The following is a 22,587-nucleotide window of genomic DNA, read 5'->3' as shown; positions in this document are numbered from 1 at the left end:
TTGTTTTGCTTTGGTTTTTACAGAAAAATACATTTTTTGCGCCGCACAAAACGCTTTTTAGCCAAATCAAGCATTTGTTTTGCAAAAATTATTGTGAAAAACGGCTTGGCTTGTGTAAATTTTTGCAAACGCGGGCAATGCTATATTATACCAATTGTTCGCCCCAGTGCAGTTTTTGGCGCAGGGTGCGATAGTATTGGTAATGCACGGGGTTGAGTACTTTCACGGCGTGGTGGTAGCGGCGCAGGGCGATTCTGTCCATGCTTTGAATGTCGGTAAAGGATTGTCCGTCATAGTGGACGCGGGCATCGCTGGCTTTGGTAACGAGTATGTCGATTTCGGCGGTGTCGGAGATGACAATCGGGCGGTTGGTCAAAGACTGCGGGCAGACGGGAACAAGGGTGAAGGCGTTCAGCCCTGCCTGCAATATCGCGCCGCCCGCCGCCAGTGCGTAAGCGGTCGAGCCTGTGGGGGTGGACACAATCAAGCCGTCCGAACGCTGGGTGTAGACGAATTGTTCGTTGATGAATACTTCAAACTCTATCATTTTCCCCGCCAATCCCCGCGACAGCACCACGTCGTTCAGGGCAAGGTTGCGGTAAACGGCTTCGTTGTTGCGGTACACTTCGGCTTGCAGCAAGATGCAGTTTTCGGTGAGGTATTGTCCGGACATGATGCGGGCGAGTTCGGCGGTCATGTTTTCGCGCGGCACTTGGGCGAGAAAGCCGAGTGTGCCGAGATTGACGCCGACAACGGGCACGCGGTAGGGGGCGACTTGGCGGGCGGCGGAAAGAAATGTGCCGTCTCCGCCCAATACGATGATGAGGTTGCACAAACGCCCCCAGTCTTCGTGGTCGGCATGAACGCTGCACGGGGCAAGCGCGGCGGAAGGCAGGTATTCGGCACAATCGCGACCGATGTGGATTTCCGCGCCGCGCCGGTGCAAAAACGCCACCAAATTGTGCAAATCGGGGGTGATGTCGGGGGTGTCGGGGCGGGTAACGATGCCGATGCGGGTGAAAACGGTCATGATGCGCTGCTCCGGTTCAGGGCTTGACCCGCGCCAAATACACGGTTGCCGCCAGCAGCAGCCAGCACAGGGCATATGCACTGTTGGCGCGGGTGCTGCGCGGCGTTTGTTTCATGCAGAAGATGCCCGCAGCGATGTAGGCGCACACCAGCACCAGTTTTCCCCCCAGCCATGCCGCCGCGCCAAAGGGCTGCCATTTGCCCAGATGCAGCAGTGCCGCGCCCGTACACAGCAGCAGGGTGTCGTTGGCATGGGGTATGATGTCCAGCCAACGCGGCACGGGGCGGTGCACACGGGCAAAGCGCAGCCAGAATTTCAGATTAAACAAAATAATGCTGATGCACACCAATAAAATATGGCTGTGTTTGAGCGGCAGGTACATGGGTGTTTCCTAGATTGGGCTGATGCTTTGTGCCGCGCCTGTCGGATTTTTTTCGATTGCCAGTAAAAACGGCGGGTAGGCGGCGCGGTTGGTGAAGCCGTAATACAGGACGTTGAAGGCGGGAAACGGCAGGGTTTTGGCATAGCGGTTGAGCAGGTCGGCTTCGGTTTTGCCCGCGTCGTGTCCGGGATAGAGTACGGCAACAAGCAATCCGCCGTCTGCCAGCAGCGACAATGCCGCGCCGACCGCCGCCAAGCTGGTGTCGGCGCGGGTGGTGATGTTTTTGTCGCCGCCGGGCAGGTAGCCGAAGTTGAATATGGCGGCGCGGATGCCCAAAGGCACGTGGCGGGTCATGTGTTCGTGTCCGGTTTGAATCAGCTCGGCGCGGTGGCGCAAACCCGCCTGATGCAGACGGTCGGCGGTGGCGGTGAGTGCGGCGCTTTGAATGTCGAAGGCAAACACGCGCCCCGCATCGCCCACGCAATGCGCCAGCATCAGGGTGTCGTGGCCGTTGCCCATGGTGCCATCCACCGCGTAATCGCCCGCGTGCAGGTGCTGCTGCACCAAGGCATGGGCAAAAGGAATTACATTTTGTAAAGTCATGTTTGTTCAGTATGTTTCAACGCACAGGGCTGCACATAAAGCACAGCCTTGTGCCTTGCCCCGATTCGGACGGGCCGATGCGCCGCCCGAACAATCAAGCTGCTTATTTTACCGCCGTAAACGGCGGGGTTTCAAAGTGGCAAACCGAATCCGCCAAACGCCGCAGTGCGTCTTGGTTGGAGGGCGATGAGGCGCGTTGTGCCGCCGCCGCCGCGTCCAGCCACGCAAACGCCGTGTGTTCGCTCAACACAAGCGGGGTATCCCGCGCCACCACTGCCGAAAACCAATGTTCGGTGTTGCGGCAGACGCCTGCGGGATAGCGGTGCCGCCAGTGCGGGTAGATTTCGTATTCCACGCTGTGCTGCCAGTCGTGCAGGCGGTGCGGCGGCAGGACGATGCCGGTTTCTTCGGCGGTTTCGCGCAAGGCGGCGGCAAACGGGGTTTCGCCCGCTTCCAAGCTGCCGGTTACCGATTGCCAAAAGCCGGCACGGTCGGCACGCTCGAGCAGCAGTGCCTGTCCTGCGCCGTCGTGCAGCACCACCAGTACCGATACGGGGCGTTTTTTTGTTTCCATCTGCATTTTTCCGCACCAAACGGCGGATTATAACGCTTTGTTCTGCGATGACAAGCGTTGCCGTGTGCAAAAGGGCGGGCAAAGCGTCCGCACCTGCCGGAAACCGTGCCGCCGCCGCGCATCATGCCGCGCCGTCTGCCGCCAACGCCCGCACCGCTTGTGCCACATCGGCGGCGGCGGCAATGGCGGAAATCACGGCGATGCCGTCCGCGCCCGCCGCACGCAGCAGGGGCGCGGTGCCGGCTGTGATGCCGCCGATTGCCACCAAAGGCGCGGCAATGCCCGCCGCGCGTACCTGCCGCACCAAGTCCACGCCCACAGGGGCTTTGGCATCGGGCTTGGATTGGGTCGGGAAAATCGGGCCTGCCGCCAGATAATCGGCGCATGCCGCCGCCGCGCTGGTTTGGGCATTGGCAAGGGAATTATTGGAAATGCCCAAGAAGATTTTGCCGCGACACAGGTTCGCCGCTTCGCGCAGGGGCATGTCTTGCTGACCGATATGCACGCCGTCCGCGCCCCATGCCAGTGCCGAACGCACGTCGTTGTTCAGCACGAACGGCACGCCGTAGCGGCGGCACAGGGCGCGGCATTCGCCTGCCAAACGGCGGATGCGGGCTTCGTCTTGCAGGGCGTGTGCGCCTTTTTCGCGCAGTTGGTAGCAGGTGATGCCGTTTTGCAGGGCGGTTTCCAATACGCCCAGCAGGTTTTGTTCGGGCGTGTGCGGCAGGTGGCGGCAGTCTTGCGTGCCGGCAACAAAGTACAGTTTTAAGGTTTCGCGGGAAAAGTTCGTCATGATGTGGTTACCAAGCGCATGGGTAAGACGGCGGTTCGGCAAACGCCCAATGATTGACCGGCCCGCAGCCCGCGCCGATGTTCGGGCTGGCGGCAATGGCGCGGTGCAACAGGGCTTTGGCGGTGCAAACGGCATCGGCAACGCTGTGTCCTTTTGCCAATTCGGCGGCGATGCAGGCGGAAAAGGTGCAGCCCGTGCCGTGTGTGTGCGCGGTGGCGATGCGCGGACGACTCAGCTCCAAGCAGCGTCCGTCTGCCAAAAATACGCGGTCGCAACACACGTCCGCACCGGCATGCCCGCCCTTTATCACCACATTTGCCGCGCCCTGCCGCATGAACAGGCGGGCGGCGCGTTCGGCATCGGCACGGGTTTGCACGCAAATTCCGCTCAAACGTTCCGTTTCGGGCAGATTGGGGGTGAACACGGTGGTGCGCGGCAGCAGTTTGGCAGTCAAGGCAAACAGGGCATCATCGGCAAGCAGCGATGCGCCGTCTTTCGCCCGCATCACGGGGTCGAGTACCAAGGGCGCACCGTGGGGCAGGTGTGCCGCCACGCAATCAATGATTTGCGCCGAACCGAGCATGCCGATTTTCACCGCGCCGATGGCAAAATCGTCCGTTACCGCACGCAGTTGCGCCGCCACCATTGCGGGGGGAACGGGGTGGACGGCATGCACGCCCAAAGTGTTTTGCGCGGTCAGGGCGGTGATGACGCTCACGCCGTACACGCCGCGCATTTGGAAGGTTTTCAAATCCGCCTGAATGCCCGCGCCGCCGCCACTGTCCGAGCCGGCAACGGTCAAAGCCTGTGCGGTCAGCCCAGCCATGCCGTCAGCCACACAATCAGAATCATCAGCAGCACCAGCCATTGCGCTGCCGAGCCGACATCTTTAGCACGCTTGGCAAGCGGGTGTTTTTCCAAAGAAATATAGTCCACCACCGTTTCGATGCCCGTGTTGAGCAGCTCCACCGCCAACGATAAAAACGATACGGCAATCAAGATGATGCGCGTGGATGTGTCAAAATCGAAACACCACACGGCAAGCAGCAGCACGCCGTGCAGGGCGAGCAGTTGGCGGAAGCCCGCTTCGTGGCGGTAGGCAGCCCGTATGCCGTCTGCCGAATAGCCGATGGCGGCAAACAGGCGTTTGCAGCCGCTTTTGCTTTTCATGTCGTTGAACCGCGCTTCGGGCGGAATTTCGCACACCACCGCAGTGGGACGCGCTTCGGGCTTGGCAAGCACATAGCCTGCGCCCAATACGGCGGTTTCCGCCGCACCGGTGGCACGGCGCAAGTCCACCGCCACACCGTGCCGCCAACACGCCGCCAACCACGCAAACGCCGCCGCCTCCACCTGCTGCGGGTGCAGATTCAAGGCATCGGTACGGCGCAAATCCGTGTTTTGGCGTGCCAAGGCTTCGCGCAGCAGGCGCATCAGTTCGGCATTTTCCACGCCGCCGCCGCAGGCATACACGCATTCGGCATCGGGCGCGTAACGGCGTATCGCCGCCACCGCCGTTTCCACCGTAAAATGCAGCAGCGTGTGCAACACGTCTTCGGGCGCTTCGCCACCGCGCAGATGGCTTTGCAGCCACGCCAGCGAAAACAATTCGCGCCCCGTGCTTTTCGGTGCGGGCTGGTCAAAATAGGGGTGGGCGCACAAACGCGCCAGCAAATCGGGCAGCAATTTGCCTTGCGCGGCTTTTTCGCCGTTCCGGTCAAACGGCTGCTGCCAAACGTGCCGCGTCCACGCATCGGCAAGCATGTTGCCCGCGCCCGTGTCGAAACCGAAGGGCGCATCATCGGGCGCAAGCACGCTGATGTTGGCGATGCCGCCGAGATTCAACACCACGCGGACGTGTTCGGCGGAAGCAAACAGGGCGTGGTGGAAGGCGGGAACGAGCGGCGCACCCTGCCCGCCCGCCGCCAAATCCGCACTGCGGAAGTCCCCCACCGTATCGATGCCGCTCAAACGCGCCAGCCATGCCCAATCCGCCAACTGCACGCTGTAGCCGTGTTCGGGGGCGTGGCGCACCGTTTGCCCGTGGCAGCCCAGCGCGGTGATGTCTTGCGGGCGCAAACCGTTTTCGCGCAGCAGTTTTTCCACCACCAGCGCATACAGCTCCGCCAATTCCCGCGCCAGCAGGCGGCTGCGGTGCAGTTCGTCTGTGCCGCGCTGTTGCAAATCCAGCAAACGCGTTTTCAAATCATCGGGATAAGGCAAAAAAGCATGGGCGCGCACGCCGCGCCATTGTGTGCCGTCCAAGCACGCCAGCACGGCATCTGCGCCGTCCATGCTGGTGCCGGACATGATGCCGATATAATATTCGCTCATGATTGGGGTTTTCCTGAAAACAGTCGGGCGACTGTGCCATCGGGGGAACAGCCGCCGTGATTTTACTTGCTTTCTGCAGAAGCCGCCGCTTTGTCGCGCCGTTGTTGGCGGCGCAAACGGCGTTTTTCCAACAATGCCTGCTTACGCGCCAGCAAACGGCTGCGTTTGCGCCACCAAAACCACACGCCGCCCGCCACCGCCAAGCCCAGCAGCACAAACAAGATGTTTTGAAAACGGTGTACCTGCATCAGCAGCCATTCGCGCTCGTTTTCGTCTGCACCCGCATAGCCCAAATACACCCAAAGCGGCACGGAAACCAGCGCCGCCAAGCCGTCCATCAGCAGCCAGCGCCAAAACGACACTTTGCCGCTCATGCCCGCCGTCATGAAAATCGGGCTGCGCAAGCCCGGCAAAAAACGGGCGACAAACAACACATAATTGCCGTATTGGTCAAATTTTTTCTGCACCTGCGCGTAACGCTTGGGCGGCATCAGCTTGCGTACCAAACGAAACTGCAAAATCCGCTCGCCGTAAAAACGGCCGAGCAAAAACATGATGCCGTCGCCGACCAGCACGCCGAGCATGCCCACGGCAAACATCAAATGCACATTGGCATAACCCAAGCCCGAAATGATGCCGCCGGCCACCAGCGTGATGTCTTCGGGAATCGGCACGCCGAAACCGCACACCACCAGCACGAAAAACACGGCGGCATAGCCGAAATTCTGAAAAAACGTTTCCAATAAAGCAAGCATACCAATTCACTGCGTTTGGCCGCGCCGCCGCCGCGACCGTTTCTGATTCAAACAACCCGTTATTGAAAACGGGCAGACAAAGCATCGGCGATTTTCCGCGCCGCGCACGCTGCCAAAGCCACATCGTCCGCTTCCGCCATCACCCGCACCACAGGCTCGGTGCCGGAAGGACGCAGCACCACGCGCCCGCGCCCCGCCAATTCGGCTTCGGCTTCCGCCACAAACGGCGCGGCCACCGCTTCCCAATCGCTGTTTTTGTCGATGTGTACATTAATCAGCGTTTGCGGATAGGGCTGCCAATCCACCGCCGCCGCCAAATCCTGTCCCAAAATTTTCAGCGCGGCAAACACCTGCAGCGCGGCAATCGTGCCGTCGCCGGTATTGTGCCGGTCCATGCACAAAATATGCCCCGAAGCCTCGCCGCCCAGCAGCCAACCGCGCTGCTGAAGCTGCTCCAGCACATAGCGGTCGCCCACCGGTGCGCGGGCAAAGGCAATGCCCTGCGCCGTCAAAGCGTGTTCCATCGCAAAATTGCTCATCACCGTGCCGACCACGCCGCCAAACGGCACGCCCTGCTTGGCGCGGGCTTTTGCCAACACATACACCAGCTTGTCGCCGTCATAGGAAATACCGTTTCTGTCCACCATCATCAGGCGGTCGCCGTCGCCGTCCAGCGCAACGCCGTAATCGGCTTTTTCTTCACACACACGTTTTTCTAAAGCCTTGACATCGGTTGCACCCACTTTTTCGTTGATATTGAAACCGTTGGGTTCATCACCCATTCTCACCACTTCCGCGCCCAGCTCGCGGAACACTTCGGGCGAGCTGTGGTAGCCCGCGCCGTTGGCAGTGTCCACCACCAGCTTGATGCCGTACAAATCCATATCGGCGGGAAAAGTGGATTTGCAAAATTCGATGTAGCGGTCTGCCGCGCCGTCAATGCGCTTGGCGCGTCCGAGCAGGTCGGACGCAACGGTGCACATGGGTTTGTCCATTTCCGCTTCAATCGCCAATTCCATTTCATCGTTGAGCTTCACCCCGCCTTCGGCGAAGAATTTGATGCCGTTGTCGTGGTAGGGATTGTGCGAAGCGGACAGCATCACGCCGCCGTCCAAGCGGAAGGCGCGGGTAAGGTAGGCGATGGCGGGCGTGGGCAAGGGGCCGGTTTGCACCACGTCCACCCCTGCGGCGGAAAAGCCCGACACCAGCGCGGTTTCCAGCATATAACCCGACACGCGCGTGTCTTTGCCGATGATGACTTTGGGTTTGTGGTTTTGGTTGGGGCGGAACAGGGTGCGCCCGAACGCGCACGCCAGCTTCATCACCACATCGGGGGTAATCGGAAATTGACCGACCGTGCCGCGCACACCGTCCGTGCCGAAATATTTTTTGGACATGGCAAGCGCCTCCAAGCAGATTGAAACAGCGCGTATTATACGGAAAACGGCGCACCCGCACGAGTGCGCCCGACACAAATTTACACAAACACAACACTTGCGCCGCCACGCAAAAACGGCACGCCGTCCGTGCGGGAGCGTGCCGTTTCCATCGGGCAAACGGTTAGTGGTCGGACGCTTCCGCCGCGCCGATACCCGTCATCGAACGCACATATTGCGCGTCAAAGCCGGCTTTGTCCAACTTCGCCTGCTCGGAATTGTCCAGCAGCGACACAATCCACGACACGACAAACGCCAAAGGAATGGTGAAAATCGCGGGGTTTTTGTAGGGGAACACCGCTTCGGCATTGTGCAGCACTTCCACCCACACGGTCGGGCCCAACACAATCAGCACCAAAGCGCCAATCAGTCCGGCAAACCCGCCCGCCACCGCGCCGCGCGTGGTCAAACCTTTCCAGAACATGCTGAGCATCAGCACGGGGAAATTGGCGGAAGCGGCAACGGCAAACGCCAAGCCCACCATAAACGCCACGTTTTGGTTTTCAAACGCCAAGCCCAACACAATCGCCAACACGCCCAAGCCCAAAGTTGCGGCTTTGGACACGCGCATTTCTTCTTCCTGCGAAGCCTGACCTTTGCGAATCACAGACGAATAAATGTCGTGGCTGACGGCAGACGCGCCCGACAGGGTCAAGCCCGCCACCACCGCCAAGATGGTCGCAAACGCCACTGCCGAAATAAAGCCCAGCAGCAAATCGCCGCCCACCGCTTTGGACAAATGCACCGCCGCCATATTCGTACCGCCCACCATCGCGGTCGAGCCGTCTTTCAAGGTTTCAAAAAACTCGGGGTTTTTGGTCAGGAAAATAATCGCACCAAAGCCGATGATGAAGGTGAGCAGGTAGAAATAGCCGATAAAGCCCGTTGCCACCACCACCGATTTACGCGCTTCGCGGGCATCGGGTACGGTGAAAAAGCGCATCAGAATGTGCGGCAAACCCGCCGTGCCGAACATCAGTGCCAAACCCAGCGACAGTGCGTCAATCGGGTTTTTCACCAAGCCTCCGGGTGCCATAATCGCTTCGCCCTTGTCGTGGACTTCCACCGCTTTTTGGAACATGGCTTCAAAGCTGAAACCGAAGTCTTTCAAAATCATGAACGACATAAATGTCGCGCCGCCCAGCAGCAGCACGGCTTTAATCATCTGCACCCAAGTGGTTGCCAGCATGCCGCCGAACAGCACATACGCCACCATCAGCGCACCGACAATCACCACCGCCGAAAAATAGCTCATGCCAAACAAAAGCTGAATCAGCTTGCCCGCGCCCACCACCTGTGCAATCAGGTAGAGCATCACCACCAGCAGCGAACCTGTGGCGGCAAACAGGCGCACGGGGGTTTGCTTCAAACGGTAGGCTGCCACGTCCGAAAAGGTGAATTTTCCCAAATTGCGCAGGCGTTCCGCCACCAAAAACAGCACAATCGGCCAGCCCACCAAAAAGCCGGTGGAATAAATCAAGCCGTCGTAGCCACTGGTAAACACCATCGCGGAAATGCCCAAAAACGAAGCGGCAGACATAAAATCACCCGCAATCGCCAAGCCGTTTTGAAAGCCGGAAATGCCCCCGCCCGCCGTGTAAAAATCTTTGGTGGATTTGTTTTGCGAAGCCGCCCACTTGGTAATCCACAGCGTTGCGCCCACAAAAATGAAAAACATGATAATCGCCGTCCAATTGGTCGGCTGCTTTTCCACCTCGCCGCTAAAAGCGTCCGCATACGCGCCGCCCGCCGCCAATGCCGACAGCGCGGCAAACATCAGCTTATTGACCATGCTGTGTCTCCTTATTTCCGTTTTTCATCACTTCATCAACCACTTGTCGGGTTGCTTGCTCAAATTTGCCGTTGGCGACCGCCACATACACCAGCGTAATCACAAACGAAAACAAAATCACAAACACCCCGGCGTAAATGCCCAGCGTGGTCACGCCGTTTTCCGCCATTTTGGCGGCGAAAAACTGCGGGTCGGTGCCGATAATCCAAATATAGCCGACATAAACGGCGAAAATCACCGCCGAAAACGTCCAGCCGACCAGCGCCTTCTGTTTTGCCATATTTTGAAACTTCGGGTGCGCCAATACCTGCGCCGCCACCCGCGCTTCTTCGCCCGCAGACGGGCTTTGGGCTTGCTCTGCCATAAAAAACCTCCTGTAGAATCGTTTTTCTGATTTTGCCGCACAAGTGGGCAAGCGCGGGAATGTACAAACAGACGACTACAGTTGCCCAATCTTATTTTTCAATGACCATTATCCAAAAATCTGATTACACGACCGAGCATTATTGATTTTTATGATGTTCGCCATCAAAAAACCGTTCCAAAAACCATCAAAATATGTTAAAAACCACCCCAAATTTCTTTACAAAAACCTGCTGCGGCCGCCCAAGCCCCCGCCCGCGCCGCAGCCGAATCACGGATTGTTCATGGACATCAACCAATTGCGTGCCTTTATCACCGTAGCGCACACCAAAAACCTCACCCAAGCCGCCGAAAAACTGTTTTTGTCGCAACCTGCCGTGTCGGCGCAAATCAAGGCCATCGAAAACGACGTCGGCACACCCCTGTTCAAACGGGTCAGCAACGGCATGTGCCTCACCCGCGCCGGCGAAGTTTTGCTGCCCGAAGCCGAAGCGCTGATGCAGCACAAACACAAACTGGAAATGTTTGTGCGCACCCTTTCCGAAGACTACGTGCAAAACGCCCAACTGGGGCTGATTCACCCCATCGACCCGCACAAAGTAACCGAACTGACCCGGCTGGTGATGCACCAGCACCCCAATGTCCAGCTTCACATCCAATACGGCATGAGCGGCGAAATCCTCACCCGCATTCTCGCCAAAAAACTGCACGGCGGCTTTTTCTTGGGCAGCATCAACCAGCGCAGCCTGCAAAGCATTTTTTTGGAAAACATCGCCTACTCGCTGATTTGCCCCAAACAGGACGCGCCGCGCCTGCTGGCGGGCTTGCCCAAAAGCCTCAACAACTTCACTTGGGTGGAAATGTCGCCCGTTTCCGGCAGCCACAAAAACCTGCAACAATTTTGGCACCGCCACAAGCTCGCCCCGAAAAAGCAAATCATCTGCGACTATCCGCAAACCATCATCGACTTGGTGGCGGCGGGAACGGGCTTGGCGATGGTGCCCAAACACAAGGCGGAAACGGCGGTGGCACAAAACCGCGCCATTGCCGTTATCGATGAATTTGAACAGCTTTTGCCTTTAAACTTTATTTACTTGGACGAATTTGAGCAAGACCCCGCGCTGATGCTGATGCGCGAAGGCGTGGAACGGCTCTGGGGCATTTGACGGGCGTGTCCCGAACATCTGCCGTCATTGTATAATCGGCACTTCTGCCACAATTTTAGGAGCGAATCATGACCGAAATCACCCGCGACAAACGCATGAACGTGGAAAGTTTCAATCTCGACCACACCAAAGTCAAAGCCCCCTATGTGCGCTTGGCATGCGTTACCGATGGCGAGCACGGTGACAAAATCTACAAATACGACCTGCGCGTGTGCCAGCCCAATCAAGAACACATGAAAATGCCCGCGCTGCATTCGCTGGAACATCTGATGGCGGAATTGTCGCGCAACCACTCGGACAAGGTGGTGGACATCAGCCCGATGGGTTGCCAAACGGGGTTTTACATCGCCCTGCTGAATCTGCCCGAATATCAGGACGCTTTGGATTTGATTGAGAAAACGCTGAATGATGTGGTGGCGGCAACCGAAGTGCCTGCCTGCAATGAGGTTCAATGCGGTTGGGCGGCGAGCCACAGCTTGGAAGGGGCGCAGGAAATCGCCCGCATGCTGCTTGCCAAGCGGGCGGAATGGACGGAGATTTTTGCATGACCGCGCCGTTTTCGCCGCAAAGTTTCGGCATCATCGGCGCGATGGAGCCGGAAATCCGTCTGCTGCATCAGGCGATGCGGCAGGTTCACACCCACAATATCGGCAAGATGACAATTTATCAGGGGGTTTTGGACGGTAAGAATGTGGCTTTGTGTTTGAGCGGCATCGGCAAGGTCAATGCGTCCATCGCCACGACTTTGCTGTGCGAGCATTTTTCGCCCGACTGCATCATCAATACCGGCAGCGCGGGGGCGGTTGGCGCGGGCTTGAAAATCGGCGACATCATCATCGGCACGGAAGTGGCGCATCATGATGTGGACGTTACCGCTTTCGGCTACGCGCACGGGCAAGTGCCGCACCTGCCCGCACGTTATGCTGGCGAACACGCGCTGATTTACGCCGCCGAAGAAGCCGCCCGCCGCCAAAAAAGCATTCATTGCCATCACGGGCTGATTGTGAGCGGCGACCAGTTCATTCACAGCAACGACACGTTGCGGCACATCCGCAGCCGTTTTCCGGGCGCGGCGGCATTGGAGATGGAAGCCGCCGCCATCGCGCAGACGTGCTGGCGTTTCGACAAACCGTTTGTGGTGATTCGCTCGATTTCCGACAGCGCCGACAACGGCTCGGAAATCAGTTTTGAAGCATTTTTGGAAACGGCAGCGGCGCATTCGGCGCAGTTGGTGCGCCACCTTTTATCGCTGTTTTAACAGGAATTTCGCCGCAACACCCATTTGATGTCCGCACCGAGCGGCGACACCGATACGGTGTGCCAAGCGGCATCGCCTGTGAGTGCGGCGGGGTTTTGCGGCAAGGCAAACGCGCCGCGTGCCGCCGCGCCCAGCAGCTTGGGCGATTGGTACAATACGATTTCGTCTGCCAAATCTGCCTGTAAAAACGCGCTGTTGAGTGTCGCGCCCGCTTCCACCATCAATTCGCCGATGCCGCGTCCTGCCAACTCCGCCAGCAGCGCGGCAAGGTCGGTTCTGCCGCTTTTCTCGGGAACAAATACAACGGCAACATGGGGATAATCGGCAAAACGCCGCGCATCGCCGCCCACTGCCGCAATCAGGGTCGGTACGCCGTCTTGCAGCAAACGGCTGTGTGCGGGCAGGCGCAAACGGCTGTCCGAAACCACGCGCAAAGGTTGGCGCAACACGGGAAAATCGCGCACGTTCAGGCGCGGATTGTCTGCCAGCACCGTGCCGATGCCGGTTAAAACAGCGCAGCTTTCCGCCCGCAAAACCTGCACGTCCGCACGCGCCGCCGCACCGGTAATCCATTGGCTGCGCCCGTCTGCCAGCGCCGTTTTGCCGTCCAAACTTGCTGCGATTTTCAGACGCACAAACGGACGCCCGCGCTCGATGCGCGACAAAAAACCGCGATTGAGTGCGCGTGCTTCCTGTTCCAAACACCCCGACACCGCATCGATGCCCGCCGCCCGCAACATCGCCAAGCCTTTGCCCGCCACCAAAGGATTGGGGTCTTCCATCGCCGCCACCACCCGCGCCACCCCCGCATCAATCAAGGCTTGGGCGCACGGCGGCGTACGCCCGTAGTGGGCGCACGGCTCCAAGCTGACATAAGCAGTCGCACCCCGCGCCGCTTCGCCCGCCTGACGCAAAGCATACACTTCCGCATGCGGCGCACCCGCCCGCACATGAAAACCCTGCCCGACCACCTGCCCGCCGCGCACCACCACACAGCCCACACGCGGATTGGGCGATGTGGAAAAACGTCCGTGCCATGCCAAATCAATGGCTTGGCGCATATATTTTTTATCTTCGTCATCAAATACCACTGTCATGCCCCACATGCCCTCACAAAAAAATCAGGCAATCCGCCCAATCGGATTGCCTTGATGTCCTGACTGACAAACTGTTTTAATTGGCAGCAGAAACTGCGCCCGAAGCAGACGCTTCAGATGCTGCGGCAGCCGAAGCCGCTTCCGCGCCCTCTTCGGCAAGCACGCGCACATTGATGTCGTTCAACACCGCCGCCAAAGCATCGGTGGAAATTTCCGGACTGGAAGCGCACACGCCGTACACCTGACCACCCGCCACCAATGCCGCACAGCTTTCGTTCAGCGCAAAATCGCCGTTGGCATCGTTTTGGCTGAAGCGGTAATCCATACGCGCTTCGGAGAGCGTTTCCACACGCAAGTCTTTCAAATCTTTATTGCTTTCCAACGCTTTTTTCAGCTTGGCAAAATAATCCGCCGCTTCGTGCTTCGCCTTGCCGAAATCGGCGGCATACACGGTAATGTTGTCGGATTCGTTGTGTTGCAGCAAAATCAACTGTTCGGGCTTGATGCCTTCGGGGCGCAAGGCTTCATCGTCTGCCTTGTCGGCAAACGCCCCTGCGGTTTTGATGGTCAAAACCCCGTCGCGGCTTTTGAGTTCCACCGTTTGCGGCTCTGCTGCGGCAGCTTGTGATGCGACTGTCTGCGAAGCGGCTTCAGACGTTTGTGCGCCCTGCCCTTCGCCGCCCGATACCGGATTATCGCATGCCGCCACCGCCAACACGCCCGCCAACAGCCAAACCGTTTTGTTTATCTTCATCGCAAAATTCCAACTTAAAAAAACATCATTGCCCGATTATAACAAATCCGCGCCGACGACACAGCTTTTCACTGCCGTTACCGTTGCGGCACAACGGAAAAGCCACAATCAAGGCTTGCGCAGCGACACCACAATCGCCGCACTCCGCGCTTTCCAAGTAATCGGAATCACAAACGAACGGTCTTTGCGCGGCAGCAGAATTTCATCGGGCGCACCGCGCAGCACAATCGGCACGGAAATTTCAAACTCCTCGCCAAATTCACTGCGGGCATTGCCGGCAATGGTGTTCGCCACTTCGCCCACCAAATCAATCATAAACGCTTCGCTGACGTCTTTTTCGCCCATCAGCACCAGCAAACGCTCCAACAGCTCTTTGGGTGCGGTGAAATACACGATGCCCTTGTTTTTGCCCGAAACGGCAATCACACCGGTAAAATCTTTGGCGGAAGGCACGCTGTTTTCCACCAAATACGGCGTACCGACAATCAGCTCCTCCGGATCCATCATCTGATGGAAGTACTTTTGCACACCATCAAGAAAAACCTGTAATTTTTCCTCTTTCATAATCAACCTTCCATCATTTCGAGTAATGCCTGTATCAGCTCCTCATCGGAAAACGGTTTGCAGATAAAGCCGCGCGCGCCAAATTCCAGTGCCTTGATGCCCGTTGCCTTGTCCGACAAAGCGGAAATCACCAAGATATTGGCTTCCTCGTCTGCCGCACAAATCTGACGGATGCACTCCAAGCCGTCCATTTTCGGCATGGTCAAATCCATCGTTACCAAATCGGGATGATGACGGCGGTACAGCTCTACCGCCTCCATGCCGTTATTGGCGGTTGCCACCACCTCAAATTCGACTTCTTTGGAACTGCGGCTGATGCGGTTGCGAATCACATTGGAATCGTCAACAATCATAATGGTTCTAACCATTGCTCATACTCCCAAGCTTTCAAACGGCTTTTTTGGGGAACGTAAAGGTAAAGCGCGTATAGGCACCCGCAGAAGTAGACACGTTGATTTTTCCGCCCAGTGCGTTCACACGGTCTTTAATCACGTCCAAGCCCACACCGCGCCCCGCATCGCCGATGGCTTTTGCCACAGTGGAAAAGCCCGAGCTGAACATCAGCATCAGCAATTCTTTGGTACTCAGGGAAGCGGCGCGTTCGGCAGAATATTTGCCCATTTCCACCGCTTTGTTGCGGATGGCATCGTAATCGATGCCGTTGCCGTCGTCTTCCAAGCGCAAAACATAGCTGTTTTCCGTTTCGCGCAGCTCCATGCGCACATGCCCTGCTTCCAGTTTGCGTTTGGATTGGCGCACGGCGGGTGCTTCGATGCCGTGCACCACCGCATTGCGCAACAGTTGCACCGCGATTTCGTGAATGGTGGTGCGCAAACCTTCGTCAGGCACTTCGCCGACGCCCGAATAGCTGAAGTCCACCACTTTGTTGTTGCGTTCGGCAACATCCGACACCAAACGCGCATAATAATCCGTCATGCGTGCTTTGCCGGCGGCAGGTGTTTGGGGCGTGCCAATCGGTTCGCCGTGTCCCAAGCGGCTGACCAAATCCTCAATGGTTTGGGTGAGGTTCATCAATTCTTCCAGATGCACCGCCAAGCCCAAGAAGTTTTCACCCGAAAGGCTGCTTTGCGCCTGCAGTTTTTTCAATTCGTTTTCGATGTTTTCGGCAATCACGGTAAAGCCGTGCAGGTTCAGCGCGTAGGCTTCGCCCTTCAGGCTGTGCGCTTCGCGGAAAATATGCTCGATTTTGCTGCGCAATTCCACCTGACGCTCGCCCGGCGTTTTCAGGGTGTTGTTGATGCTGATGTTGTGTTTGTGGGTGTTGCGGATGAAGTCGTCAATCATTTGGCGGTCGGCACGCAAAATGGTGCTGAGCATTTCCAATTGCAAATCGTTTTGCTCGCGCTCTTCTTCGATTTTGCGCTCCAGCAGCACCGCATCGGTAACGTCCGACACGTTCACCAGAATCCGCGAGATGTCGTTATCCTGATAGACGCGGTTGAATTTGAAGTCCAAATAACGCTCGACCGGATTGCCGTTGCGGTCGGTGATGTTCATGGCTTGGCGGGTGAGCGGGTTCAGGCTGCCAATCAGGCGTTCTTTCACGCGGGGATTGTACAGTTGTCCGATAAAGCCGTGGGTGGTGTTCAGGTCTTCTTGGGAAATCATGTTGCCCAGCACTTCCATCAGGTTGCGCCCCGCCAGCTCGTTTTGACCAATCAGGCTTTCGAGCTCTTTAGAATATTGCGAACCGATGTTCAGGTCTTTGTCGAGCAGGAACAAGCCCGTGCTGACGGTGTTCATGATTTCGTCCGTTTCTTTGCGGGCGGCTTCCACGCGCACGTCCGAATCGCGCAAACGGCTCAAGAAGTAGAATACGAACACCAAGAAATACGCCAGCGCAATCACCACGCCGATGGTTTGAATCCAGCCCAGCCATGCGGTGCGGGCGGTGATTTTGCCGTTGATTACGCTCAAAACGCCATTGACGTTGGCTTGCAGTTTTTCGTTGATGTTTTGCGCCCCCATTACCGACAAATCCAAGCTGGACGAATCCGCCAACGGTGAGGTGGCTTCGGCAAGGTAGGTGTCGATTTGGCGCGACAGGGGTTCCCAGTCGTTTTTAAACTGTTGCAGGCGTTGGGCATTGCCGTCTTGGGTCAGGGCGGAAATTTTGAATTTGCTGCCTTCTTGGGTTTCCACCGTGCCGCCTTCGGTCAGGGCGACAAGATTGGCGTTCAGGTGGTCTTTGCTTTGCTTGACCACGTCCAAGGCGTGGCGGATGTGGGGGCTGTTTGGGTCTTCACCGTAGCTGAGTTTGAGATTGAACAGGTTTTGGGTGATGACCTGCGTGGCACTGTTTACCTGCTCGACCGCGAGCTGCTCCATGGTGTTGTTGCGGATTTTGGCAGACAGCCAAATCGAGCTGACCATCAGCAGCGCAATCAATGTCAAAAACACTGCCACCGACCAAATCAGGCCGCGATAGCGCGAGGATATGCTTTTTTGAAACACGTGTACCGTTTTTGCAGAAGCCATCAGTCAAGTTTCCTTCGGTTCGACCAACAATCAATAAATACCGGCCACCTTTGCCGCGCAGCCCGCCATGCAGAAAATCCGGCGCAAACCGTGTGAATTTCTGCCAAATTTCGCAATGGCGAATCTTAATCCGAAACGCCGTGCTTGTAAATGTTTTCCATGCGCCCCGGCGCGGGGCGGTGCTGCAAAACGGCATGTGCGGGCATGCCGTTTTGCGCGTGTCGCGATGCATTGCTCCAAGGCGTGTCATTATTTGGATTTTTATACTCAAAAAATCAGTGCAATATAAAAACTGCCGTCATTCCCGCGCAAGCAGAAATCCACCGCCCGATTTTGGGCAAGCCATGTTTTATCAAGGTTTGCCGTGCTTCGATTTGGATTCCCGCCTGCGCGGGAATGACGGTGCAAAGGTTTTTCGGTCAGTTGATGACCCACCCTAAGCCGAAAATCCTGTTTCGGCAATGATTTGCTTCACCGCTTCGGCATCGTTGCCGATGTGGCGGACGTTTTGCGGGCGCGATTCCAAATCCGCCAGCGCCGCCGGACGCGGCACGGGCACGTTTTCCCCCACCGCTTGGGCAATGGTTTCGCCGAACTTGGCGGCCAGCGCGGTTTCCAAGCACACGACCGTTTCGCCCGCTTCGCGCAAATCCCGCGCCACTTTCACGCCGTCTGCGGTGTGCGGGTCGAGCAATTCGCCGTCGCTTGCATACACGGCGCGAATGGTGTCCAAACGGTCTTGGTGCAGGCTTTTGCCCGACACGAAGCCGTATTGTCCGCGAATTTGCGCCAATTGCGCCGACAAGTCAAAACCGCCCGTTTGCGCCAGCCCCGCCCACAAACCGCGCACCGCTTCGGCATCGCGCCCCGTCAAATCAAACACGAAGCGTTCGAAATTGGAGGCTTTGGAAATGTCCATCGACGGGCTGGAGGTAACAAAGGTTTGCGCCGTGCCGCGCGGACGGTATTCGCCCGTGCGGAAAAACTGGTCCAGCACGTCGTTTTCATTGGTGGCAACCATCAAACGATTGATGGGCAAGCCCATTTGTTTGGCAACGTGTCCGGCGCAGACATTGCCGAAGTTGCCGCTCGGCACGCAGAAGCTGACGCTTTCGCCGTTGTGTGCGGTGGCGCGGAAATAGCCGTAGAAATAATACACGACTTGGGCGACAATCCGCCCCCAATTGATGCTGTTTACCGTGCTGATAGCGTATTTTTGTTTGAATCCGGCATCGTTTTGCACGGCTTTGACGATGTCTTGGCAGTCGTCAAACGTGCCGTCCACCGCCAAATTGATGATGTTGCCGTCTTGCAGGCTGTACATCTGTGCCCGTTGGAACGCGCTCATGCGCCCTGCGGGCGAGAGCATGAACACGTTGATGCCGCGTTTGCCGCGCAAGGCGTATTCGGCAGCCGAACCCGTGTCGCCGCTCGTTGCGCCCAGAATGTTGATTTTCTGACTTTTTTTGGCAAGGACGTATTCAAAGGCATTGCCGAGAAACTGCATTGCCATGTCTTTGAACGCCAAAGTCGGGCCGTTGGAAACGGCTTGGATTTTGATGCCGTCTTGCAGGGTGCGTACGGGGGCGATGTCGGGCGTGCCGAAGGTTTCGGCACGGTAGGTGCGTTTGAGCAGGTCGTGCAAATCTTGCGCGGGAATATCGTCGGCAAACAGGCTGATGATTTCAAATGCCAAGTTGTGATAGCTTAAGTTGCGCCAATTGGCAAGCTCGCGCGCGCCGATTTGCGGGTAGTGTTCGGGCATCATCAAGCCGCCATCGGGGGCCAGCCCCATCAACAGCACTTCGCTGAAGGTTTTACGGCCGGTGTTGCCGCGCGTGCTGATGTAGTGCATAAGTCGTTCCTTTGCGCCAACAGGCAAGGCGTGCGCCCGCCCTGCCCGAACAGTCAGGCAAGGCGGTGCGCCGTATGGTTGCGGAAAAATCAGGATTTATTTTTGATACAAACGTTTGAAGCAGGCGGTAACGGTTTTGACGGTTACTTCGGCGGCCACTTTGTTGCGCCCTTCCTGCGTGAGCATTTGTCCGATGTCGGCGGCGGAAATCTGCTTGGGCGCTTCTTCGGAAGCGCAGCCGCAAATGCGGTCTTCCCATTCTTGCTGTTTTTCCGCCGACATTGCCAGTGCAATCAAGCGCCATTCGTTGCGCTTTTGCAGCTCGCCGACACACTGGTTTTGCACCCACATTTTGACCAAGCCCGAGCCGGCTGCTCCGATGTCCGCGCCGCCGACGTTGCCGAAACCCGCGCTGCCGTTGGGTGCGGCGCAGGCGGTCAGTGCCAAAGCGGTGAGTGCCGTCAATGCGATTTTGTTCATGTTATGGCGTCCTTTGTTTGGTGGTGAAACGGTTCGGCGCATTATACGGCAAGCGCCGCCCCATTGGAAAACGCTTCCACGTTGTCAATCAGGCGGGTTTGCCCCAAGCGGGCGGCGGCCAGCACCACCAGACGCGCCATGCCGACACGGGCAATGTTGAGCGTGTCTGCTTCGCGGATTTCCACATAATCCACCGTCCAGCCGTGTGCCGACAATTCGGCTGCCGCCTGCCGCTCCAACGCGGCATAGTCGCACGCGCCGCCGCGCAGGGCATCGGCAACGCGGCGCAATACGCGGTACAGGCGCGGCGCTTCGGCGCGTTCGTCAGGGGAAAGGTAGCGGTTGCGGCTGGACAATGCCAAACCGTCCGTATCCCGCCCCGTGTCCACCGGCACAATCCGCACCGCCATGTCCAAATCGCGCACCATGCCCTGCACAATCATCAATTGCTGATAATCTTTTTTGCCGAAACACGCCACATCGGGGCGCACGATGTTGAACAGCTTTGCCACCACCGTTGCCACGCCGCGAAAATGTCCGGGGCGGAACGCGCCGCACAATTCGTTTTGCAGATGGGGCGGCTCGACCTGATAATGCTGCGCCACACGCGGATAAAGCTCGGCTTCATCGGGCGCGAACAGCACCGCCACGCCCGCATCGCGCAATTTGGCGGCGTCTTCGTCCAAAGTGCGCGGATAACGGTCGAAATCCTCGCCCTGCCCGAATTGCAAACGGTTCACAAAAATGCTCGCCGCCACATCGGGCGCGTGTTGCGCCGCCGTCCGCACCAACGCCAAATGCCCCGCGTGCAGATTGCCCATGGTCGGCACAAACGCCACCGCACCCGCCGTTTCGCGCCAACGGCGAAATTCGGCAACGGTATGAATGATTTGCATGGCTTACTCGCTTTCAGAAACGCGCTCGATGCCGTTTTGGGTTTTGATTTTGCCGCTCAACGACGCGACAAACGCCTGCAAACGCGCTTCCGTTTGAAGCTGCGCCATACTGCCGCGCACCAGTACCGCAATCTGCTTGTCGGGATTGACCGCCGCAATTTTCTGCACCTGCACAATTTCCGGCACGCCCATGCGCTCAATCAGCACATAAGCGGGCTTGTCGCCGCGCGGAACGGCCTGAATCAAAGCCTGATACGCCTGCGGCGGCAACTGCACCCGCAATTCGGCGGGATTGACCGTTTGCACGGGCGACCATGCCACTTCGGGCGACTTGCCCGCCTGCAATTGCGCCAGCAGCTTTTTGCCTTCTTCGTTTGCCAAGCGCACCGATTCGGAACGCAGCCAATCTTCTTTAACCTGCTCTTTTACCTTGTCAAAGCTTTGCGCGGTTTCGGCACGGGTTTCCGACACGCGCACCACCCACGCATCGCCGTTTACATTCACCACTTCGGAATTGAGTTTTTTCTCAAACACATCGGCGGAAAACAGCGCGTCCGCCACTTGCGGGGCGATGTTTAATTCGTTGGCATTGGCGCGGGTCAGCCATTGTTCCTGCACCTGCACGGTCAAGCCGAGCTTGTCGGCAGCCGCTTTGAGTTCTTTGGGGTGGGCAAACGCCAATTCGCTCAATTCTTCGCGCAATTTGGCAAAGGCTTGTTGGGCTTTTTTCTCTTTCAGCGATTTTTCCGCCGCCGCCCGCGCCGCATCGCCGCCGTCTTCGCCGATGTCGGCAACGTGGACGATGTGGTAGCCGAAGCTGCTTTCCACCACACCGCTCACCCCGCCTTTTTCCAAGGCAAACGCCGCATCTTCAACGGCTTTGCTCTGCTCGCCCATGCCGTTACGCGCAAATTCGCCCAAATCGCCGCCCTTGTCCGCCGTGCCTTCGTCCTGCGAATATTGTTTTGCCAATTCGCCGAATTTTTTCGGGTCTTTTTTGGCTTCGGCGGCGATTTTTTCTGCCTGTTCTTTGGCTTTGGCTTTGCTTGCCGCATCGGGCGCAGCAATCAGAATGTGGGCGATGCGCCGTTTGGCTTGGTTTTGGCTTGCTGCCTGCGCCTGTGCCTGCTTCAATTCGTCTGCATCAAGTTTCTGCTTTTCCGCCAAGTCTTTGGGCGACAACACAAGGTATTGGAATTTCACCGCTTGCGGCAGCACGTAGTTTTTCTTGTTGGCATCGTAAAACTTTTTCAACGAAGCCTCATCGGTTTTCACTTTGGTGGCAAAGGCGGCAGGATTCAGCCCCGCACTGCGTAAGGTGCGTTCTGCCATTTGCGAATCAATCAGTTGGCGCACCTGCGGGTCGGCAACGGGATAATTGCCCAGCAATGTCAGCATGTTCAGCACGGTCAGGTCTTCGCGCTGGCGTGCCATGAAGATTTCTTCGTTGATGTGGTTTTGTTTCAGGTATTCTTGAAATTTGGCGGGGTCGAATTTGTTGTTGGCATCATGAAAATCGGGGGTATTGACAATCATGTGTTTGATTTGTTCGTCAGAAACGGTCAAGCCCAGCAGTTTGGCGCCTTCGAGCAGATAGGCGCGGGAGAGCAGTGTTTGGAAGCCTTGTTCGCGTGAAGGGGCTTGCCCGCCCTGCCGTTCGCTGTTTTGCAGGTGGTTGTCCAAATCGTGGCGGGTGATGACTTGGTCGCCGACACGGACGATGTATTGGTTGTTGCGGGTGGTTTCGTAGCCGTACAGCCCGAAGCCGACAAACGAAATACCGATGGCGCCGAGCAGGATTTGCGCGGGCAAGCGGTATTTGTCCATTGCTTTAAACATGATTTTGTCCGAAAAATTGGGAAAAACGGGGTATTTTAACCTGATTTTCCGCCCGCCAACAGCAAAAACCGTTGCCGCAGGGGCAACGGTTCGGGCAAACTGATTGCGCCCGTAAAG

Annotated in this window: 23 protein-coding genes and 1 pseudogene; 3 read left to right on the top strand and 21 right to left on the bottom strand. The window is 57.5% G+C overall.

Annotated elements, in window-relative coordinates:
- Positions 1 to 145: 145 nt before the first annotated feature.
- From G392_RS0103010 to G392_RS0102960, 12 genes and pseudogenes are all read right to left on the bottom strand, one after another.
- Complete coding sequence (locus G392_RS0103010; RefSeq protein ID WP_027009026.1) at positions 146 to 1,033, bottom strand: NAD(+)/NADH kinase; 888 nt, start codon at positions 1,031 to 1,033, stop codon at positions 146 to 148.
- Positions 1,034 to 1,046: 13 nt separating this feature from the next.
- Positions 1,047 to 1,412 carry a SirB2 family protein gene (locus tag G392_RS0103005; RefSeq protein ID WP_027009025.1) on the bottom strand — a complete coding sequence of 122 codons (366 nt, stop codon included), beginning with the start codon at positions 1,410 to 1,412 and terminating at the stop codon, positions 1,047 to 1,049.
- 9 nt (positions 1,413 to 1,421) lie between these two features.
- Positions 1,422 to 2,015: a tRNA 5-(aminomethyl)-2-thiouridylate-methyltransferase MnmM gene (gene mnmM / locus G392_RS0103000; protein ID WP_027009024.1), complete on the bottom strand. Its 594-nt coding sequence runs from the start codon at positions 2,013 to 2,015 to the stop codon at positions 1,422 to 1,424.
- A 103-nt stretch (positions 2,016 to 2,118) separates the two neighbouring features.
- Positions 2,119 to 2,589 carry a dihydroneopterin triphosphate diphosphatase gene (gene nudB, locus G392_RS11975; protein WP_376986650.1) on the bottom strand — a complete coding sequence of 157 codons (471 nt, stop codon included), beginning with the start codon at positions 2,587 to 2,589 and terminating at the stop codon, positions 2,119 to 2,121.
- A gap of 121 nt (positions 2,590 to 2,710) precedes the next feature.
- Positions 2,711 to 3,382 carry a thiamine phosphate synthase gene (gene thiE, locus G392_RS0102990; protein ID WP_034334277.1) on the bottom strand — a complete coding sequence of 224 codons (672 nt, stop codon included), beginning with the start codon at positions 3,380 to 3,382 and terminating at the stop codon, positions 2,711 to 2,713.
- A gap of 7 nt (positions 3,383 to 3,389) precedes the next feature.
- Positions 3,390 to 4,208, bottom strand: coding sequence for a bifunctional hydroxymethylpyrimidine kinase/phosphomethylpyrimidine kinase (gene thiD / locus G392_RS0102985; RefSeq protein WP_027009022.1), 819 nt, complete (start codon positions 4,206 to 4,208; stop codon positions 3,390 to 3,392).
- Positions 4,196 to 4,552 (bottom strand): diacylglycerol kinase, encoded by a 357-nt coding sequence (locus tag G392_RS13900; protein WP_169718738.1) that lies wholly within the window; start codon positions 4,550 to 4,552, stop codon positions 4,196 to 4,198. Before G392_RS13900 ends, thiD begins: the two co-directional genes overlap by 13 nt.
- A 72-nt stretch (positions 4,553 to 4,624) precedes the next feature.
- Positions 4,625 to 5,716: pseudogene (locus tag G392_RS11970) on the bottom strand (anhydro-N-acetylmuramic acid kinase); the annotation flags it as partial.
- A gap of 62 nt (positions 5,717 to 5,778) precedes the next feature.
- The gene (locus tag G392_RS0102975) at positions 5,779 to 6,471 is read right to left on the bottom strand and encodes a DedA family protein (RefSeq protein ID WP_027009021.1); all 693 of its coding nucleotides are present in this window, start codon (positions 6,469 to 6,471) and stop codon (positions 5,779 to 5,781) included.
- A gap of 59 nt (positions 6,472 to 6,530) precedes the next feature.
- Entirely contained in the window at positions 6,531 to 7,868 is a 1,338-nt protein-coding gene (gene glmM / locus G392_RS0102970) for a phosphoglucosamine mutase (RefSeq protein WP_027009020.1), read from the bottom strand.
- Positions 7,869 to 8,031: 163 nt separating this feature from the next.
- The gene (locus tag G392_RS0102965) at positions 8,032 to 9,699 is read right to left on the bottom strand and encodes a cation acetate symporter (RefSeq protein WP_027009019.1); all 1,668 of its coding nucleotides are present in this window, start codon (positions 9,697 to 9,699) and stop codon (positions 8,032 to 8,034) included.
- Positions 9,689 to 10,063: a DUF485 domain-containing protein gene (locus tag G392_RS0102960; protein ID WP_051255540.1), complete on the bottom strand. Its 375-nt coding sequence runs from the start codon at positions 10,061 to 10,063 to the stop codon at positions 9,689 to 9,691. Before G392_RS0102960 ends, G392_RS0102965 begins: the two co-directional genes overlap by 11 nt.
- A 283-nt stretch (positions 10,064 to 10,346) precedes the next feature.
- On the opposite strand from G392_RS0102960, the gene G392_RS0102955 reads away from it, so the two are divergent.
- The 3 genes from G392_RS0102955 (at position 10,347) to G392_RS0102945 (ending at position 12,486) form a co-directional block, all read left to right on the top strand.
- Entirely contained in the window at positions 10,347 to 11,228 is an 882-nt protein-coding gene (locus G392_RS0102955; RefSeq protein ID WP_027009017.1) for a LysR family transcriptional regulator, read from the top strand.
- A 68-nt stretch (positions 11,229 to 11,296) separates the two neighbouring features.
- A complete protein-coding gene (locus G392_RS0102950) occupies positions 11,297 to 11,776 on the top strand; it encodes an S-ribosylhomocysteine lyase (RefSeq protein ID WP_027009016.1) in 480 nt (159 codons plus the stop codon).
- Positions 11,773 to 12,486 (top strand): 5'-methylthioadenosine/adenosylhomocysteine nucleosidase, encoded by a 714-nt coding sequence (locus tag G392_RS0102945; protein ID WP_027009015.1) that lies wholly within the window; start codon positions 11,773 to 11,775, stop codon positions 12,484 to 12,486. The genes G392_RS0102950 and G392_RS0102945 overlap by 4 nt, the downstream gene beginning before the upstream one ends.
- On the opposite strand, the gene ribD is transcribed toward G392_RS0102945, so the two are convergent.
- The 9 genes from ribD to G392_RS0102895 all read right to left on the bottom strand — a co-directional run bounded on the left by ribD (position 12,483) and on the right by G392_RS0102895 (position 22,470).
- Positions 12,483 to 13,583 carry a bifunctional diaminohydroxyphosphoribosylaminopyrimidine deaminase/5-amino-6-(5-phosphoribosylamino)uracil reductase RibD gene (ribD, locus tag G392_RS0102940; RefSeq protein ID WP_034334274.1) on the bottom strand — a complete coding sequence of 367 codons (1,101 nt, stop codon included), beginning with the start codon at positions 13,581 to 13,583 and terminating at the stop codon, positions 12,483 to 12,485. The genes G392_RS0102945 and ribD overlap by 4 nt on opposite strands.
- Before the next feature lie 76 nt (positions 13,584 to 13,659).
- The gene (locus tag G392_RS11965; protein WP_051255539.1) at positions 13,660 to 14,337 is read right to left on the bottom strand and encodes a hypothetical protein; all 678 of its coding nucleotides are present in this window, start codon (positions 14,335 to 14,337) and stop codon (positions 13,660 to 13,662) included.
- 108 nt (positions 14,338 to 14,445) lie between these two features.
- Positions 14,446 to 14,901 carry a chemotaxis protein CheX gene (locus tag G392_RS0102930; RefSeq protein ID WP_027009013.1) on the bottom strand — a complete coding sequence of 152 codons (456 nt, stop codon included), beginning with the start codon at positions 14,899 to 14,901 and terminating at the stop codon, positions 14,446 to 14,448.
- Between the two features lie 2 nt (positions 14,902 to 14,903).
- Positions 14,904 to 15,269: a response regulator gene (locus G392_RS0102925; RefSeq protein WP_027009012.1), complete on the bottom strand. Its 366-nt coding sequence runs from the start codon at positions 15,267 to 15,269 to the stop codon at positions 14,904 to 14,906.
- A gap of 19 nt (positions 15,270 to 15,288) precedes the next feature.
- Positions 15,289 to 17,400 (bottom strand): ATP-binding protein, encoded by a 2,112-nt coding sequence (locus tag G392_RS0102920; protein ID WP_027009011.1) that lies wholly within the window; start codon positions 17,398 to 17,400, stop codon positions 15,289 to 15,291.
- Positions 17,401 to 17,836: 436 nt separating this feature from the next.
- A complete protein-coding gene (gene thrC / locus G392_RS0102910; RefSeq protein ID WP_027009010.1) occupies positions 17,837 to 19,255 on the bottom strand; it encodes a threonine synthase in 1,419 nt (472 codons plus the stop codon).
- A 96-nt stretch (positions 19,256 to 19,351) separates the two neighbouring features.
- Positions 19,352 to 19,735: a hypothetical protein gene (locus G392_RS0102905; RefSeq protein ID WP_027009009.1), complete on the bottom strand. Its 384-nt coding sequence runs from the start codon at positions 19,733 to 19,735 to the stop codon at positions 19,352 to 19,354.
- A gap of 41 nt (positions 19,736 to 19,776) precedes the next feature.
- The gene (gene panC / locus G392_RS0102900; RefSeq protein ID WP_027009008.1) at positions 19,777 to 20,631 is read right to left on the bottom strand and encodes a pantoate--beta-alanine ligase; all 855 of its coding nucleotides are present in this window, start codon (positions 20,629 to 20,631) and stop codon (positions 19,777 to 19,779) included.
- A gap of 3 nt (positions 20,632 to 20,634) precedes the next feature.
- The gene (locus tag G392_RS0102895) at positions 20,635 to 22,470 is read right to left on the bottom strand and encodes a SurA N-terminal domain-containing protein (protein WP_027009007.1); all 1,836 of its coding nucleotides are present in this window, start codon (positions 22,468 to 22,470) and stop codon (positions 20,635 to 20,637) included.
- Between the last annotated feature and the right edge of the window lie 117 nt (positions 22,471 to 22,587).

The organism is Conchiformibius kuhniae DSM 17694 (assembly GCF_000428785.1).
In the GTDB taxonomy this organism is placed as follows: Bacteria; Pseudomonadota; Gammaproteobacteria; order Burkholderiales; family Neisseriaceae; genus Conchiformibius; species Conchiformibius kuhniae.
The sequence above is the reverse complement of the archived record's forward strand: the minus strand, read 5'-3'. Positions and strand labels throughout refer to the sequence as shown.